The 14,981-nt window shown below is 69.7% G+C and carries 14 protein-coding genes and 1 tRNA gene; 3 read left to right on the top strand and 12 right to left on the bottom strand.

The annotated features are described in order from the left end of the window. The first annotated feature begins 93 nt into the window (after positions 1-93). Positions 94-750 carry an SDR family NAD(P)-dependent oxidoreductase gene (locus ACLQ2O_RS00355; RefSeq protein WP_425825883.1) on the top strand — a complete coding sequence of 219 codons (657 nt, stop codon included), beginning with the start codon at positions 94-96 and terminating at the stop codon, positions 748-750. A gap of 69 nt (positions 751-819) precedes the next feature. After that, positions 820-2,091 carry an alpha/beta hydrolase family protein gene (locus ACLQ2O_RS00350; protein WP_425825881.1) on the top strand — a complete coding sequence of 424 codons (1,272 nt, stop codon included), beginning with the start codon at positions 820-822 and terminating at the stop codon, positions 2,089-2,091. Positions 2,092-2,106: 15 nt separating this feature from the next. Here ACLQ2O_RS00350 and ACLQ2O_RS00345 read toward each other — a convergent pair whose 3' ends face one another. From ACLQ2O_RS00345 to ACLQ2O_RS00310, 8 genes are all read right to left on the bottom strand, one after another. Continuing rightward, complete coding sequence (locus ACLQ2O_RS00345; RefSeq protein ID WP_363675708.1) at positions 2,107-2,736, bottom strand: CoA transferase subunit B; 630 nt, start codon at positions 2,734-2,736, stop codon at positions 2,107-2,109. 1 nt (position 2,737) lies between these two features. Then, positions 2,738-3,526, bottom strand: coding sequence for a CoA transferase subunit A (locus ACLQ2O_RS00340; protein ID WP_425825879.1), 789 nt, complete (start codon positions 3,524-3,526; stop codon positions 2,738-2,740). A gap of 249 nt (positions 3,527-3,775) precedes the next feature. After that, a complete protein-coding gene (locus ACLQ2O_RS00335) occupies positions 3,776-4,810 on the bottom strand; it encodes a hypothetical protein (RefSeq protein WP_425825877.1) in 1,035 nt (344 codons plus the stop codon). A 48-nt stretch (positions 4,811-4,858) separates the two neighbouring features. Further along, entirely contained in the window at positions 4,859-5,557 is a 699-nt protein-coding gene (locus ACLQ2O_RS00330; RefSeq protein ID WP_425825875.1) for a carbohydrate-binding family 9-like protein, read from the bottom strand. Further along, positions 5,550-5,981 carry a hypothetical protein gene (locus ACLQ2O_RS00325; RefSeq protein WP_425825873.1) on the bottom strand — a complete coding sequence of 144 codons (432 nt, stop codon included), beginning with the start codon at positions 5,979-5,981 and terminating at the stop codon, positions 5,550-5,552. Before ACLQ2O_RS00325 ends, ACLQ2O_RS00330 begins: the two co-directional genes overlap by 8 nt. 17 nt (positions 5,982-5,998) lie before the next feature. Continuing rightward, positions 5,999-6,637 (bottom strand): lipoyl(octanoyl) transferase LipB, encoded by a 639-nt coding sequence (lipB, locus tag ACLQ2O_RS00320; protein WP_425825871.1) that lies wholly within the window; start codon positions 6,635-6,637, stop codon positions 5,999-6,001. Positions 6,638-6,704: 67 nt separating this feature from the next. Then, positions 6,705-6,778 (bottom strand) — tRNA-Pro (locus ACLQ2O_RS00315). Positions 6,779-6,824: 46 nt separating this feature from the next. Beyond that, positions 6,825-7,760 (bottom strand): metallophosphoesterase, encoded by a 936-nt coding sequence (locus ACLQ2O_RS00310; protein ID WP_425825869.1) that lies wholly within the window; start codon positions 7,758-7,760, stop codon positions 6,825-6,827. A 26-nt stretch (positions 7,761-7,786) separates the two neighbouring features. Between ACLQ2O_RS00310 and ACLQ2O_RS00305 the strand changes: the two genes are divergently transcribed. Continuing rightward, a complete protein-coding gene (locus ACLQ2O_RS00305) occupies positions 7,787-8,254 on the top strand; it encodes a GatB/YqeY domain-containing protein (RefSeq protein ID WP_425825867.1) in 468 nt (155 codons plus the stop codon). Here the strand turns inward: ACLQ2O_RS00305 and ACLQ2O_RS00300 are convergent. The 4 genes from ACLQ2O_RS00300 to ACLQ2O_RS00285 form a co-directional block, all read right to left on the bottom strand. Further along, positions 8,251-9,261 carry a hypothetical protein gene (locus tag ACLQ2O_RS00300; RefSeq protein WP_425825865.1) on the bottom strand — a complete coding sequence of 337 codons (1,011 nt, stop codon included), beginning with the start codon at positions 9,259-9,261 and terminating at the stop codon, positions 8,251-8,253. The two genes, ACLQ2O_RS00305 and ACLQ2O_RS00300, sit on opposite strands and share 4 nt — an antisense overlap. Beyond that, entirely contained in the window at positions 9,258-9,902 is a 645-nt protein-coding gene (locus ACLQ2O_RS00295) for a hypothetical protein (protein WP_425825863.1), read from the bottom strand. The genes ACLQ2O_RS00300 and ACLQ2O_RS00295 overlap by 4 nt, the downstream gene beginning before the upstream one ends. 3 nt (positions 9,903-9,905) lie before the next feature. Next, entirely contained in the window at positions 9,906-12,236 is a 2,331-nt protein-coding gene (locus tag ACLQ2O_RS00290; protein ID WP_425825861.1) for a glycoside hydrolase domain-containing protein, read from the bottom strand. 148 nt (positions 12,237-12,384) lie between these two features. After that, a complete protein-coding gene (locus ACLQ2O_RS00285; protein ID WP_425825859.1) occupies positions 12,385-14,793 on the bottom strand; it encodes a transglycosylase domain-containing protein in 2,409 nt (802 codons plus the stop codon). Positions 14,794-14,981: the final 188 nt, after the last annotated feature.

Genomic DNA, 14,981 nt, shown 5'->3' with positions numbered 1-14,981 from the left:
TCCTCACCGAGCGGGACAAGCGGCAGAAGATCACGAGCCGGACCTTGAACCAGAGTTGACCTCGAGAGCTCTTGAAGTGATCTGCTGTCCGGCATGAAACACGTACTCGTCACCGGCGCGGGCCGGGACACCGGGCGGCTGCTCGCGCTCGCCTTCGCGGCGTCCGGTGCGCACGTCGTCGCAACAGCCCGTACGGCGGCCGCGGCCGAGAAGACCGTCGCGCTCGTTCGCGCGGCAGGTGGATCGGCGGAGGCTGTCGTCCTCGACCTGTCGTCGCCCGAGTCGATCGCCGGTCTGGAGATCGAGCGGCTCGACGTACTGGTCAACAGTGGTGCGCGCTACCTGGAGGGGGACGCCTCGCCGGCCGACGTCGCGGACACGATCGGCGGTGCCGCGACCGGGATCGTGCTGCTCACCGAGCGGCTGCTGCCGTTGCTGAGGGCCTCGGGAGCGGCGGACATCGTCAACCTGATCTCCGCCGCGGGCGAGCCGGGGCAGCACAGGTCGTCGGCCCACCCGGCGTTCTACGCGGCCAAGCACGCCCAGGCCGGCTACGCCGAGATCCTCTCCGCACGTCTCCGCCCCGAAGGCATCCGCGTCCTCTCGCTCTTCCCACCCGACTTCGTCCAGGACGGACCGCGCGACAGTGGATCCGAGTTGACCGCGCAGTCGGTGATCGACTGCGTCCTGTTCGCGGTGGGCCAGCCGAGGGACTGCTTCATCCGCGCGTTCCACTTCGAGCAGATCTGACTTTCGGCAGGGGGAGCGGCCGACGATCGGGGGAGGCGCGCCGAGGGTCCGCCGCGGGAAGGTCGGCCCATGCTCACCAGACGCCTTCTGGTCGGCGGCACCGCGGCCGCCCTCCTCGCTCCCATCGCATCGACTGTCTCCGGCGCGAGCAGCGCCGTCGCCGCCCTGCCCCGGACCCTCGCGGGTGCCGGCTCAGCGGGGCGGCCCGTGAGGCTGCGCTTTCCCCGGCCGACCGGCCCGTTCCCGGTCGGCACCACCGAACTTCATCTCGTCGACCACGCCCGGGACGACCCGTTCGTCCCCGGCCGCGCGCGGGAGCTGATGATCAGCATCTGGTACCCGGCCGCCCGAGCCGCCGAGCGGGCGCCGTACCTGCCGCCGCTGACTGCTCAGGTGTACGCCGAGGGCGCCGCGATCGCGCTCGAGCAGCCGGCGGAAGCCGTCGACTGGGCTGGTGCACGCGTTCCCGCCGGGCTGTCAGCGCCGGTCAGCCGGAGCTGGGGGCGGCGGCCCGTCGTGCTGTTCTCGCCGGGCTTCGGCGTCCCGCGCGGACTGGCCTCGATCATGGTCGCGGAGCTGGCGAGTCGTGGGTACGTCGTGGTGACGGTCGATCACACCTACGAAGCGGCGGCCGTCGAGTTCCCGGGCGGGCGGGTCGCCGTACAGACGTTGCCGGCGGAGCCCTACGCGCCGGTGGCTCGGGCGACGCGGATCGACGACGTGCGGTTCGTGCTCGATGCCCTGAAGGAGTTGGCGCAGGGGCGCAACCCGGATGCCGAGAGGCGACGGCTGCCCAAGGATCTAGGAGAGATCCTCGACCTGACCCGCATCGGCGCGTACGGCCACTCGGCCGGCGGGATCACCTCGGCCGACGTGATGCTGGTCGACCGCCGGGTGAAGGCCGGCATCGACCTCGACGGAACCCTCGGCTACGGCTACGACGACCCCGCCGACTGTCCGGTCGTCGCGCGCGGGCTCGACCGCCCGTTCCTGCTCCTCGGTGCCGGCGGCACCGGCCCGAACGGCGGTCCGCAGACCCACCGCACCGATCCGTCCTGGGGCCTGTTCTGGGACCGCTCGACGGGCTGGAAGCGCGACCTCAACGTGCCGAACGGGCGGCACTACACGTTCATCGACCACCAGGTGCTGATCCCGTGGTTCCAGCGCCACTTCACCGTGCCGCCGGAGCTGGTCGCCAACACCATCGGCACGGTCGACCCGGCCCGGATCCTGCGCACGCTCAACGTCTACGTCCCGGCGTTCTTCGACCAGCACCTGCGCGGCCGTCCGGGCACCTGGCACGACTCGCCGCGGCACCCGGACGTCCGGTTCATCGCTTGACCGGCGTACGCCGGTCTACTGCTTGATCGGTGCGCCGGTCTTGTCCTGCAGCTCGTCGAAGGTGACCCCTTCGGCGAGCTCGACCAGCCGCAGCCCGTCGTCGGTGACGTCCAGCACGGCGAGGTCGGTGATGATCCGGTTCACCACACCCCGGCCCGTGTAAGGGAGGTCGCACTCGGCCAGGATCTTGTGCGACCCGTCCTTGGCGACGTGCTCCATCAGCACGATCACCTTCTTCGCGCCGTGCACGAGGTCCATCGCGCCGCCCATCCCCTTGACCATCTTGCCGGGGATCATCCAGTTCGCCAGGTCGCCGGTCGCCGAGACCTGCATCGCGCCCAGGATCGCGGCGTCGATCGCGCCGCCGCGGATCATCCCGAACGACAGCGACGAGTCGAAGAACGATGCCCCTGGCAACGTCGTGACGGTCTCCTTGCCGGCGTTGATCAGGTCCGGGTCCTCGTCGCCCTCGACCGGGTACGGGCCGACGCCGAGAATGCCGTTCTCGGACTGGAGCACGACGGTGACGCCGTCGGGGATGTAGTTCGGGACCATCGTCGGCAGGCCGATGCCGAGGTTGACGTACGAGCCGTCCTCCAGCTCGGCGGCGGCCCGGGCGGCCATCTGCTCACGGGTGAGTGGCATCTCAGGCCTCCAGCTTCTCGCGCTGAGCCTCGTACGACGCTCGCGGCTGTACGGTGCGCTTCTCGATCCGCTTCTCGATGTCCTTGCCGACGGCAACCACTCGCTGGACGTAGACGCCGGGCAGGTGGATCTCGTCGGGGTCCAGCTCACCCGGCTGGACCAGCTCCTCGACCTGCGCGATCGTGATCCGGCCGGCCATCGCGGCCAGCGGGTTGAAGTTGCGGGCGCTCCGGTCGAAGACCAGGTTGCCGTGGGTGTCGCCCTTGAGCGCGTGCACGAGCCCGAAGTCGGTGGTGATCGACTCCTCCAGCACGTACGTCGTACCGCCGATCTCGCGGGTCTCCTTCGGCTCCGAGGCCTTCGCGACCGAGCCGTCGGTGTTGTACTTCTGCGGCAGCCCGCCGTCGGCGACCTGGGTGCCGACCCCGGCGAGGGTGAAGAACGCGGCGATCCCACAGCCGCCGGCCCGCAGCTTCTCGGCCAGCGTGCCCTGCGGGGTCAGCTCGACCTCCAGCTCACCGGACAGGAACTGCCGGGCGAACTCCTTGTTCTCCCCGACGTACGACGAGGTCATCTTCGCGATCCGCTTGTCGGCGAGCAGGATGCCGAGGCCCCAGTCGTCGACGCCGCAGTTGTTCGACACGACGCTGAGCCCGCTCACCCCCTTGGCGTGGATCGCGTCGATCAGCTGCATCGGGTTCCCGCACAGCCCGAACCCGCCGACCGCCAGGCTCGCGCCGTCGCCGATGTCGTCGACCGCGTCCTGCGGCGACCCGTACGTCTTGTCCATCCGGCTGCTCCGTTGCAGTTCGAGGGCTCGATCAGCTCGACTCTAACTACCGCCCGACCTCCCGGCGAGCCCCCCGCGCTGTGGGCGAAACCACAGGCAGTACGGGGCCACACACCACCGTGTGATCCCAGCACATGTGCCCGCCCGCACTCGTTTCCCGCCCGCCCCGCGCCTGCGGCGCGGGGAAGAGATGGTGAGGGGGGAAGTGGTGGTGAGGGGGGAAGTGGTGGTGCGCCCCCGCCGGCTCGGCTACGCCGTCGCTTCGGCCGAGTGCAGCAGGCGCAGCTCGTGGGCTGCCTCCTCGCGGGCGTCGACCAGCTCTTCCGGGCAGCTCCCCAGTACGACGCTCAGGTGCTCGCGGGCGCCCACCAGGTTCCCGGCGTACCGGGCTGTGCGGGCCAGGCCGATCTGGGCGGCGGCAGTTGCCTCGGCGCAGTCGGCGTGCTCGGCGAGGGTCAGCGCGCGGGTGAAGTCGGCTCGGGCGGCGTCCAACGCCCCCACCCGCAGGTGCAGGTCAGCACGCTCGCACAGGAGGAGCCCAGCCTCCTCCTCCAGCCCCAGCTCCTCCGCCAGCGCCACAGCCTCGCTGGTGACCGGTAGAAGGTCGTCGGTGATTTGCCGCAGCCCGGTCAGCGCCAGGAACATCGCCCAGCGGTCCTCCAGCATCCGGAAGCGCGCCAGCGCGATCCGCAGCGACTGCTCGGCCTCCGCCGCGCCGATGTCGACCAGCCCGGGATATCCCTTGATCAGCTCCACAGCGGCCCGGGTCCACGCGTCCCCGTCTCGTTCGTGCCGAGTCAGTACGTCGGCAACCGTCGTACTGGACTCGAACGGCCCGAAGACCAGCGACCACAGCAGCACCGTCACCGGGTACTTGAACGGCCCCACACCGTCCAGGACGACCTGCTGCGCCAGCTCCAGCTGCTCCTGCTCGGCCGACGAGGCTCCGTGCAGCACGGTGAGCAGGTACTCCTCCTCGAGCCCAGGCGGCACCGTCCGCCCCAGCATGCCGAGCACCCGCTCAGCAGCGGCCGAGGCCTCGTCCTGCAGCCCGCGTGACCACCAGTAGCTCGACAGCCCGGCCACCAGCCGCAGCGCCATCCGCGGGTCGCTCTCGCAGGCCCGCTCGATCGCGGCGACGACCTGGTCGCCCTCGGCTGCGGAGCGGATCGCCGACCGCGGCGAGTTGGTTGCTGTGCGCAACGGGTCCGGGTGCTCGACCAGGTCGATCAGGTACGACAGATCCTCGTCGTACCCGCCGCCCCGGAACTCCACATCACTCATTGTCACCCCGGCGGGTTCACCGCCGGGGGCAGGGGGTCGGAAACCCTGTCAGAACTCCAGCACGCCCCAGCGCTCCGGCTTGTGCATGTCGATCTCGCCCTGCGGCGACCAGACCCAGAAGTCCTGCTGCGAGCCCTTGCGGTACGCGCCGTCCACGACGTCGTGCGACCACTCGACCCGCATCAGGTTCATCCGCCACGCGTCGCCGGGCTTCGGCGGCATCGAGGTCTGGGTGTGCTGCGCCAGCTCGGCCCACGGGAAGGCCGCCTCGACGCTCCAGCCGACGTCGGAGTCGCTCGGGTCGTTCAGCGTGCCGTCGACGTGGATCGCGGTCCGCAGGCCGGGCAGGTTGGTCGGGTCGATCGCGACGCCGCCGTCGGCGTACGACTTGGGCAGGGTGAGCTCCCAGATCGTGCCGAGCGGGTTGATCTCGAACTCGTAGTAGTTCTCCCGGTCGCCGTCCGGGTCGAGGAACAGCTCGAAGTTGTTCTCCTCGTACAGGAACGTGTTCTGCTCGGTCATCGTCGACCAGACGTGCGGCTCCTCCAGCCGGGCGCCGAGGTACAGGTACTCGTCGTCGTACAGCACCTTGGCCTGTGTCCGGTACGGCGGCGCCGGCCGGTCGCCGCGGATGTCGACGAAGTCGCTGGTCCAGGCCGCCTCCGCCCAGGCCGGGTGGGTCAGCGTGCCGTCGATCGGCGGTGGGGTCGTGGTGCGGTGGGCCTTGTAGCGGGGCAGATCAGGCATCGGCGCGCTCCAGCAGTCCGGCGATCAGGTGGGCGAGCAGGAAGGTAATCGCTGTCAGCACCGGGACGACGAGCAGGGTCCAGGTGGTGAACAGGTGGTCGGCGAGGAAGGCCAGGACGACGAGCAGCATGAAGCCGACGCCGAGGAACGCGACCAGCCGCGGGTGCGGCATCGCGAGCCGGCTCAGCACGAGCGCACCGAGCACGATCGTGACCACGACGGTCAGCACGAGCAACGGGAATCCCCAGGCGCCGCAGTTGGACGTGTCGCGGAACCGTTCGCACCCGCGCTCGCTCAGCCACACCATCCCGATCGTGGCGAACCCGGCCAGCACGCCGACCATGGCAAGGATCAGGAGTGGCGGCAGCGGAGGAGCAGCAAAACGATGAGTGGTCACCTCGTCCTCGTCCTCGTCCGCGTCCATGGCCGCAGGCTACTGGGTCACGCCGCTCCGAGGGCGGCTGCCACCGCGTCGCGGACCTCGGCGTCGGTGGGCACCGGGCGGCCCCGCTCGGCCGCGAGCTCGGCCAGGGAGACCATCGTGACGTCGTGCAGGCCGCAGGTCGTGAACGTGTGAAACACGTTCATCGCCGGGTCGACGTTGATCGAGAACCCGTGGCTGGTGACCCCGCGCCGGATCCGCATCCCGATCGAGCAGAGCTTGCGGTGGTCCTGCGTCCAGACCCCGACCAGGCTGCTCTGGCCGCGTGGCGTCTCCCGGCGTACCAGCGGGAAGCCGAGCTCGCCGAGTGCCGCGATCAGCCCGTTCTCGACCCAGCGGACGATGTCGACCGCGCCGCGCTGCTCGAGGTCGATGACCAGGTACCCGACCAGTTGCCCGGGGCCGTGGTACGTCGCGAAGCCGCCGCGGTCGACCGCGACCGCCGGGATCCCCGCCGTCTCGGCCGGGAGGTCGGCCGGCGACGTCCGCGCCCCGTACGTGATCACCGGCGGATGGCTCAGCAGGAACAGCCGGTCCCCGGCCGTCCCGTCGGTCCGCTCTTCGACCCAGGACCTCATGTCCAAGGCACCGACCTCGTACTCGACCTCACCCAGGTCCACCCGCTGCAGCGCGCTCACCTGCCCAGCGTAGAACCCCCGGAAATGACTGAGGGCGGCGACTCTTTCGAGTCACCGCCCTCTTCTGTCGGGCTGACAGGATTTGAACCTGCGACCTCGTCGTCCCGAACGACGCGCGCTACCAAACTGCGCCACAGCCCGAAGCCGGAGTCAGCTTACATGCGCTGTGGGCTGGGACGAAATCGGGTTAATCACCGGCATGAATCCGGGGCACCAAGGTGAGCAAAGTCGCCTCCGGGCGGCACGCGAACCGCACCGGCGCGTACGGCGAAGTGCCCAGTCCGGCCGACACGTGCAGGGCCGCCTGACGCCCCTCGGACCCCCACGTGCTCAGGCCTTTGACCCGGGACGCGTCGAGGTCGCAGTTGGTCACCAGGGCGCCGTACAGCGGCACCGCGAGCTGCCCGCCGTGTGTGTGCCCGGCCAGGATCAACGGGTACCCGTCGCCGACGAACGCGTTCAGCACCCGCTGGTACGGCGCGTGGGTGACGCCGATCGACAGATCGGCCGCCGGGTCGACCTCGCCGGCCACCGCGGCGTACCGGTCGCGCTTGATGTGCGGGTCGTCGGTGCCGGCGAAGTCCAGCCGCAGGCCGTTGACCTTGAGGCTGGTCCTGAGGTTGTTCAGGTCGGCCCAGCCGGCCTCGGTGAATGCGTCGCGCATCTCCTCGACCGGCAGGTCCGGGCCGTGCGGCTTGTGCCGTTGCTTGGTGGCCGGGAGCAAGTAGTTCGCCGGGTTCTTGAAGTGCGGCTTCCAGTAGTCGTTGGAGCCGAAGACGAACACGCCGGGCAGGTCCAGCAGCGCGCCGTACGCGCGCAGCAGCGGCAGCACGGACTCCGGCGAGGAGATGTTGTCACCGGTGGTGACGACCAGGTCGGGCTTCAGCCGGGCCAGGTCGTTGACCCAGCGGATCTTCTTCTCCTGGGTCGGCATCAGGTGCAGGTCGGACAGGTGCAGCACCTTCAGCGGGTCCGCGCCCGGCGGCAGCACCGGCACGGTGAACCGGCGCAGCGTGAACCAGCGCACCTCGATCGCCGCCGCGTACCCGACGCAGGCGGCGCCCACCGCGCCGATCACGCCCGCGGTCTTGAGCGTCGTTGTGGCCAGCCCCCGGAGACTCATGGTTCCAGCCTGCCACAATCTCCCCTATGTCCAACTCCGAGCTGAAGCAACGCCTGCACGACGACATGACCGCGGCCCTCAAGGCCCGCGACGACATCCGCAAGTCCACCCTGCGGATGGCGCTGACGGCCGTGACGAAGGCCGAGGTGGCCGGCAAGGAGGCCAGGGAGCTGTCCGACGCCGAGGTGCTCGACGTGCTGACCGCCGAGGCCAAGAAGCGCCGCGAGTCCGTCATCGCCTACCGCGACGCCGGCCGCGCCGAGCTGGCCGACAAGGAGCAGGCCGAGGCGGACATCCTCGCCGAGTACCTGCCCGAGCAGCTCACCGCCGAGGAGATCGCCGCCCTGGTCACCGAGACCATCGCCGCCACCGGCGCCGCCGAGCTGGGCCCGCGCGGCATCGGCAAGGTGATGGGCGCGCTGCAGCCCAAGGTCAAGGGCAAGGCCGACGGGGGAGCGGTCTCCTCCGAGGTCAAGCGCCAGCTCGGCGCTTAGGCAGGCGTGTGCAGGGCCCGGGTGGCGGCTGAGTAGACGTCGTCCGCCCGGGTCTGGCTCTCCTGCCCGGTGAGCCGCTGCGGCGTCTTGGACTGCTTCGGCCCGACGAACTCCACCAGCGACGGTTCGACGTACTCCAAGGCAGACCGCAGCGAGCGCGACTCCGCGGCGAAGGACAGCGTGATCCTGGCCCCGGCCGCCAGCGGCGCGTGCAGCGTCCAGGTGGCCGCCGGTCGGCCGGCCAGTGTGCTCCGGCGAGCCACACCACCGATCCGCTCGCCGTTGCCGCCCAGCACCTTCGTCACCTGGACGGACTCGAACACCTGCCGGTCCAGCGTGACCCGGATGCGAGACCCCGCCGGTACGACGCCCGGCCCCACGGAGTGCAGCGCCACCAGTCCTGGACGCCAGACGTAGTAGCCGTCGCCCCAGGCTGCCTTCGTCCAGCCCGCACCGAGCACGACACCCCACGGCAGCCCTTGCTCGGCCACCGGACGGCTCAGCACCCGAGCGGTCACCGCACCCGATGTCACCTTCACCTCGGTCGCCACCGGGGCAGCGACGAGGTCCGCCGGGTACCGCGCCGGCGCCACGCCACCCGCGTGCACGGTGTAGGTGCCCGGAGCCAGTTGCGGCAGCCGCAGCTCGAGCCGCTGCCCGTGCGCGACGCCGGTCGACACCTGCGTCGCCTGCACCGGGACGACCTGCTTCCCCTGTACCAGCACCGGTCTGGCCGCTGCGGCGTACAGGCGTTCGTCGTACGACAGGCTGACGAGTGCCCCGGCCTGCGCTCCGGTGCTGCCGACGGTGAGCTCGACCCCGAGGTCGGCAGGTACCTGTACGGCGCCGCCGTCCGGTCCGTGCACCACGCGCGCGTCACCCGGACCCACCGGCGTGATCCCCGCCGTCCCGGCCGCCTCCGCTTGGTTGCCCCCAGCAACCGAAGTTCCGGCCACCACCGATCCGGCCAACGCGCCCTGCAGCACGGTCCGTCGTCGCATCGTCATCGCGGCACCCCTTCGAAGATCGGAATCAGGTACGAGTCCCACACGGCGTACTGGACGCCCAGCGTCACCAGCAGCACCACCAACGGCACCGACGCCCGCACCCACCAGGGCGTTCTGCGCCAGAGCAGCGCCATCACGAGCATGGACAGCCCGGTGAGGATCCCGGGAGCGGCCAGCGCCGCGGTCTGGTGGTAGAGCGGCCAGCACCCGGAGTAGGTGCAGCCGTCGTCGGGCCCGGTGAAGTAGAAGTGGATCGAGTTGACCAGGAGCGACTCGCCCCCGACCACCACGCCCCCGACGCCTTGAGCGACAGCGGCCCGAGCGGTGCCCCGGGCCGACCGCAGCCGCCCTGGGCGCGGCAGCCCGGCGTACAGCAGGGCGACGACCGCGGCGATCAGCACCGCCACCGCCGTCCCCGCTCCGAGCGGGTTGCCGTCCCTGGTGATTCCCGCACTGCCCTGACTCGGATCGACCTGCGCGAGCTGCTGACCCAGGACCACCATCACCAGCAGCAACGGCACACTGCCGACCCCCGCGAGCACCAGACCGCCGATCTCGGCCCGGTCCCGGCGAAGGACCACACGGTCGTCCGTACGCTCGGCAGTCATCGCCAGTGCCTCCCGGCCGGGCAGAAGGGTCATCGGTCAGCCCTGAGTCTGCATCAGCTGCGTGTAGACGAGCGCACAGGTCCTGGCTTCGTCCGGCGACGGCAGGCGCTCCGCGTCCGCGAACTCCTCCAGCACGACACCTGGCGGAAGGTCGAAGCTGCCGTTGTCGACCAGGCTCGCGAAGGCACGGGCGACGTTGTCCGCCGACCCACCGAACCGGTCGGTGTAGAACTTGGCAACCCGTTGCTTGCCGGTGAGCTTGAGCAGCCCGCGCGCCGCACCCGACAGCGTCGTCTGGTTCTCGAACTTGGCACGCCAGACCAGGTAGGCGTCCGCGTCCGCGACGACGTCGTCCCAGTCGAACCCGCCGTCGGCCCCGACGACACCGAGCCTGGCGCGCAGGTACGCCGTCAGGTCGACAGCGGGGTTCTCCTCCTTCGCCTTCAGGTAGGAGCCCCACAGCTGCAGCAGGTCCAGCGCCCAGCCGCCCAGGTCGCCGAGGCCGTAGTCGTTCTGGCTCCCCGGCAGTCCCCAGTGCTCGTAGCCGCGGACGGTCGCCGCGAAGTGCGCGATGTCCCGCTTCGAGTCGGGCCTGCTCGGAGTCAGCTTCTCGAGCTCCTCCTCGGCGTACGCGCGGGCCAGGCTGGTCAGCGTGTCGGTGCTGATCGGTGTGTACTGCGGCCACCCCAGCCCGCCCCAGTACGCCGGCTTCTGCAGGTAGTGCATGACGAACGTCGGAATCATCGACGCGTATTGCGACAGCGGCACCGCCGGAGCCACCAGCGCCCGCTCGCAGGCGACCTCGGCGCGGACGAGCCACTCGAAGAAGGCGTCGAAGCCGGTGCCGGAGGTCGAGCCGTCCCGCTCGGTCGGTGGGGTGGTGACCTCGTTGAGGTCGACCGGGGTCGCGTGCGAGGAGACGACGTCCTTGTCGATGGCCGGCGCACCGGGGTACGCGCCGGAGGCGATCTCGACGATCTGGTTGTAGTGCCAGCCCTGCGGCATCGGGAAGCCCATGTTGCCGGAGAAGCCGGTCGACATACCGGCCACGAAGGCGGCGACGGCCAGCTCCTTGTCGAGCATGGTCGCGCAGACGTTGCGGGTCCCGTACACACCGATCTTGTACCGGCCGTTGACGGTCTGGTCCATCGAGTCGTTGACGCCCTGGAAGTAGTCCGCGACCGGACCGTCGATCACTTCGCCGATCGCGTCGAAGTCGACGGAGAAGTACACGACGCTCTGCGCCGGGATGCCCAGCACGCGGCAGCGCTCGACCGCCTCGATGCCGTGCACGCGGCCGTTCGCCTTGGTCATCTCGGCCGCGGAGTCGTTGAAACGCTGGTGGATCGGGAACAGCTTCAGCCCGACCGACTTCAGTGCGTCCAGCTCCGGGGCGGTGATGAACTTGTTCGCGCCGACCGTGTAGCGGCCGACGTGCGTGTAGCCGGCCGCGACAGCGCCCTGGGCCTGCGCGAGCGTGAGCTGCTTGTTGGTGTCGAAGCCCTTGGTGGCGATCGTGGTGTCGCCGTTGGAGACCAGCAGCGCGCACCACGTGCCGTAGTTGCCGCCGCCGGTGACCGGAAGCTCCATGAAACCCTGGAAATCACGGGTGAGCTGCGCGGTCCGGCCGTCGAAGCTGCCGCTGAACGGGGCGTCGTACCGGTTGAAGGTCAGCACTGCCTGGTACAGCCGGACGAACCGCTTCGCGCCGTCGGTCGAGCCTTCCGCCACGGTGGCCTGGGTCCGGATCCCTTCCCGGGTGCCCGGCCCGAAGTTGCCGTTCGCGGTCCCGTCGGCCATCCCGAGCTCGTACTGCAGCCCGTACGTCATCGCGGTCTGCACCGCGCGCGAGTAGATCCCGTCGCACGGCACCAGGGCGAAGTCGCGGCGGCTCAGGTACGTCGCGTTCAGCCAGCGCTGGACGTCGCGGACCGGCGTCGTACCGCCGCTGAGCTTGGTGTAGGCGTCCATCGTCAGCAGCGAGGCCATCAGCTTCACGTCGACCGACGGGTTCGCCGAGCCCAGCCCGAGGTCCTCGCGCACGCTGCCGACCGAGCCGCTCAGGTTCGCGAAGTTGACCGCGGCGCCGTCCCACAGGCCCGAGTACCCCTTGCACCACAGGGCCGCGCTGAGCAGCTTCAGCACGTTCACCTTCGTGGTGCTGCCGTCGATCCGCCCGATCTGCGCGACGTACGCCGCCGTCGTGGCCGGGCCGAAGCCCGACGTCACCGGCGAGATCCCGAGCTCGGACTGCAACCCGCGCCGCAGCCCGTACATGGTCGACCAGCCGGTCAGCCCGGTCTCCTCCAACGGCACCCAGCCGGCCACCCCGCCGTACGTGGTGTTCAGCCAGACCTGAGCATTCAATACCTGAGCATCCACAGCCAAGCCCCCCAGTCCTCACGACGGTCGGGCTGATCCTGACGGCTCGCTGTCACCGCGGGCAACGCTTCTGCACCTACCTGCAACGACCAGAGGGCCTCCCCTGTCCGGGGAGGCCCTCTGGTCGTTCAGCTCAGCGCTGCGGGCAGTTCGGGAACTGCGGGTGCCACGGCGGGCACTGCGGGATGCCGCCTCCCGGTTTGCCGGTGTTGGGCGGATTGGGCGGGTTCGGGCTGTTCGGCGGTGGCGGCGGCTTCTGGCCCTTGCTGCCGTTGGAGAGGTAGAGGGTGATCAACGATCCCTCGGGTGCGCCGTCGCGCTGGCGGGGGCTGGTCCAGGCGACCGTGCCGGCGGTCTCGGCGGAGTCGACCTGGCCGGAGGCCACGTTGACCTTGAAACCCTCGCCCTGGAGCTTGTTGGTCGCGTCCTGGGGAGACATGCCGGTGACGAACGGCAGGTTCTTCACGTCGCCGCGGACAGTCTTGTCGTTCGGTGCGGTGAAGTGTGTCTCGGGAAGTCCGGCCAGCGCCCCCCGCATCGCGCTCTCCCAGACCGGACCGGCCGTGCCGGAACCGGAAGCGTCGTACATCTTCCGGCCGTCGAGGGTCTGCCCGATCAGGTTCGTGTACGGCAGGTTCGTGTCGGCGACGACCGCGGCGGCGGCGACCCGGTTCGAGTAGCCCGCGAACCACACGGCCTTGTTGGCCTGGATCGTTCCGGTCTTGCCGGCCAGGTCGCTGGAACCGAACTTCAGCTGGCCGCCGGTGCCGCCCGGCTCCATCACCTCGTGCAGCACCCGGTTCACACCGTCGGCCACGGCGGGCTCCAGCGCCTGCTTGCAGCTCGTGCCTGGGGTCTTGATCGGCTTGCCTGCGAGGCTGGTCACCGAGGTGATCACCTGCGGGGTGCAGTACTTGCCGCGCGCGGCAAAGGTGGCGTACGCGTTCGACAGCATCAGCGGGGTCACGTACCCGACGCCGAGTGTCATCGAGACGACCTGCTCGAGTGGGACGTCCTGCTGCGCGTCGTACATGCCCAGGGCCGCCGCCACCTTGCCGACGTTGCACAGGCCGACCTGCTCGGACAGCTGCAGGAAGTAGGTGTTGGTCGAAGCGCGGGCGGCGTCGATCATCGTCAGGTCGCCGCTGGCCGCGGTCGAGTTGCTCGGGGTGTAGTCGTCACCGGGAGACGTGAAACCGGTGCAGGTCGGCCACTTCACGTTGCTGAGGTTGATTTGCTTCGGCGAGTTGATCCGGTGGTTGAGCGGGAAGCCCTTCTGGATCGCCGCGGCGATCGTGAAGGCCTTCATCGTCGAGCCGTTCTGGAAGCCGCCGTAGCCGCCGGCGTAGGACTTCTCGACGTTGTAGTTGTAGGCGACCTCGCCCTTCTTCTTGTCCGAACCGTACGGCCGGCTCTGCGCCATCGCCTTCACCAGACCGGTCCCGGGCTCCACCATCGTGATCGCCGCGGTCGCCTGGTCGGTGGCGCGGGTGTGCTCCTTCATCGATGCTTCGGCAGCGCGCTGCATCTTCGGGTCCAGCGAGGTCTTCACGGTGATGCCGGCGGTCTTGATGTAGTGGTCCGCCTCCTTCTTGGTCTTGCCGAAGGCGGGGTTCTCGAGCAGCTTGGAGACGACGTACTCGCAGTAGAACGGGTACTTCGAGGAGGCGCAGCCGTTCGGGACCTTCTGGACCTTCTTCGGGTCGTAGACCGGGGTCCGGATCGCGTCGGTGGCCTGCTTGGCGGTGATGACGTTCAGTTCCTGCATCCGGCGCAGGACGACGTCGCGGCGGTTCTTGGCGGCGGATGCGCTGTTGGTCGGGTCGTACCCGGTCGGGTTCTTGACCAGACCGGCCAGCATCGAGGCCTGTGCCAGTGTCAGCTTCGCAGCGGTGGTGGAGAAGTAGTGCCGGGCGGCGGCCTCGACGCCGTACGCGCCGTCACCGAAGTTCGCCAGGTTCAGGTACTTCTCCAGGATCTCGTCCTTGGAGAACTCCTTCTCCACCGCGACCGCGTACCGCAGTTCGGCGATCTTGCGTTGGTACGTCGAGGCGGTCGCCTGCTGGTACTCCTCCGGAGTCTTCGCCTTGGCGACCAGGCTCAGCTTCACGTACTGCTGCGTGATGCTGGACCCACCCTGCTGCACCGAACCTTCGGACTGGTTGCGCAGCATGGCGCGCAGCGTGCCCTTCGCGTCGAGGGCGCCGTGCTCGTAGTACCGGTCGTCCTCGATGGCGACGATCGCCTTGCGCATGATCGGGTTGACCTGGGCCAGGCCGACCGGGATCCGGTTCTGCTCGAACAGGTTCGCGATCAGTGACCCGTCACTGGCGACGATCTTGCTCTTCACCGCCAGTGGAGCGGTCTTCAGCTCCTGGGGCAGGTCCTGCAAAGTCTCGTGGGTCTTCTCGGTCGTGAAACCGGCGAGGCCCGCGAACGGGATCGCGAGACCGGCGGCGAGCGCGCCGGACAGGACGCTCACCCCGAGGAACAGAACCACCGACTGGACGACGCCGCGGTCGCCCTTCTCCCTGACGCGCATGCGTCAGAGCCTACGGGATCGCCGAGGCACGCCGTAGTCGGGCAAGTGATGTACGTCACGTCAACCGGACAAGGCTTTCGAGCGTCCCGAGCGCACGCACAGCATCGGGTACGGCGTCCGGCCGGACAGCCGCCCGGAAAAATCATCCGAAAGAACGACGGCCGACCCACCGGGACAGGTGGGTCGGC

This window comes from Kribbella sp. DT2 (assembly GCF_049844575.1).
Taxonomy (GTDB): Bacteria; Actinomycetota; Actinomycetes; order Propionibacteriales; family Kribbellaceae; genus Kribbella.
This window is presented reverse-complemented; position numbering and strand designations above follow the sequence as displayed.

Excerpts from the sequence above, each read along its gene's own strand:
- ACLQ2O_RS00330 (WP_425825875.1), bottom strand. The coding sequence starts at position 5,557 with ATGCCTGATCTGCCCCGCTACAAGGCCCACCGCACCACGACCCCACCG.
- ACLQ2O_RS00340 (WP_425825879.1), bottom strand. The coding sequence starts at position 3,526 with ATGGACAAGACGTACGGGTCGCCGCAGGACGCGGTCGACGACATCGGC.
- ACLQ2O_RS00310 (WP_425825869.1), bottom strand. The coding sequence starts at position 7,760 with ATGAGTCTCCGGGGGCTGGCCACAACGACGCTCAAGACCGCGGGCGTG.
- ACLQ2O_RS00300 (WP_425825865.1), bottom strand. The coding sequence starts at position 9,261 with ATGACGATGCGACGACGGACCGTGCTGCAGGGCGCGTTGGCCGGATCG.
- ACLQ2O_RS00345 (WP_363675708.1), bottom strand. The coding sequence starts at position 2,736 with ATGCCACTCACCCGTGAGCAGATGGCCGCCCGGGCCGCCGCCGAGCTG.
- ACLQ2O_RS00350 (WP_425825881.1), top strand. The coding sequence starts at position 820 with ATGCTCACCAGACGCCTTCTGGTCGGCGGCACCGCGGCCGCCCTCCTC.
- ACLQ2O_RS00295 (WP_425825863.1), bottom strand. The coding sequence starts at position 9,902 with ATGACCCTTCTGCCCGGCCGGGAGGCACTGGCGATGACTGCCGAGCGT.
- ACLQ2O_RS00285 (WP_425825859.1), bottom strand. The coding sequence starts at position 14,793 with ATGCGCGTCAGGGAGAAGGGCGACCGCGGCGTCGTCCAGTCGGTGGTT.
- ACLQ2O_RS00325 (WP_425825873.1), bottom strand. The coding sequence starts at position 5,981 with ATGGACGCGGACGAGGACGAGGACGAGGTGACCACTCATCGTTTTGCT.
- ACLQ2O_RS00355 (WP_425825883.1), top strand. The coding sequence starts at position 94 with ATGAAACACGTACTCGTCACCGGCGCGGGCCGGGACACCGGGCGGCTG.
- ACLQ2O_RS00335 (WP_425825877.1), bottom strand. The coding sequence starts at position 4,810 with ATGAGTGATGTGGAGTTCCGGGGCGGCGGGTACGACGAGGATCTGTCG.
- ACLQ2O_RS00305 (WP_425825867.1), top strand. The coding sequence starts at position 7,787 with ATGTCCAACTCCGAGCTGAAGCAACGCCTGCACGACGACATGACCGCG.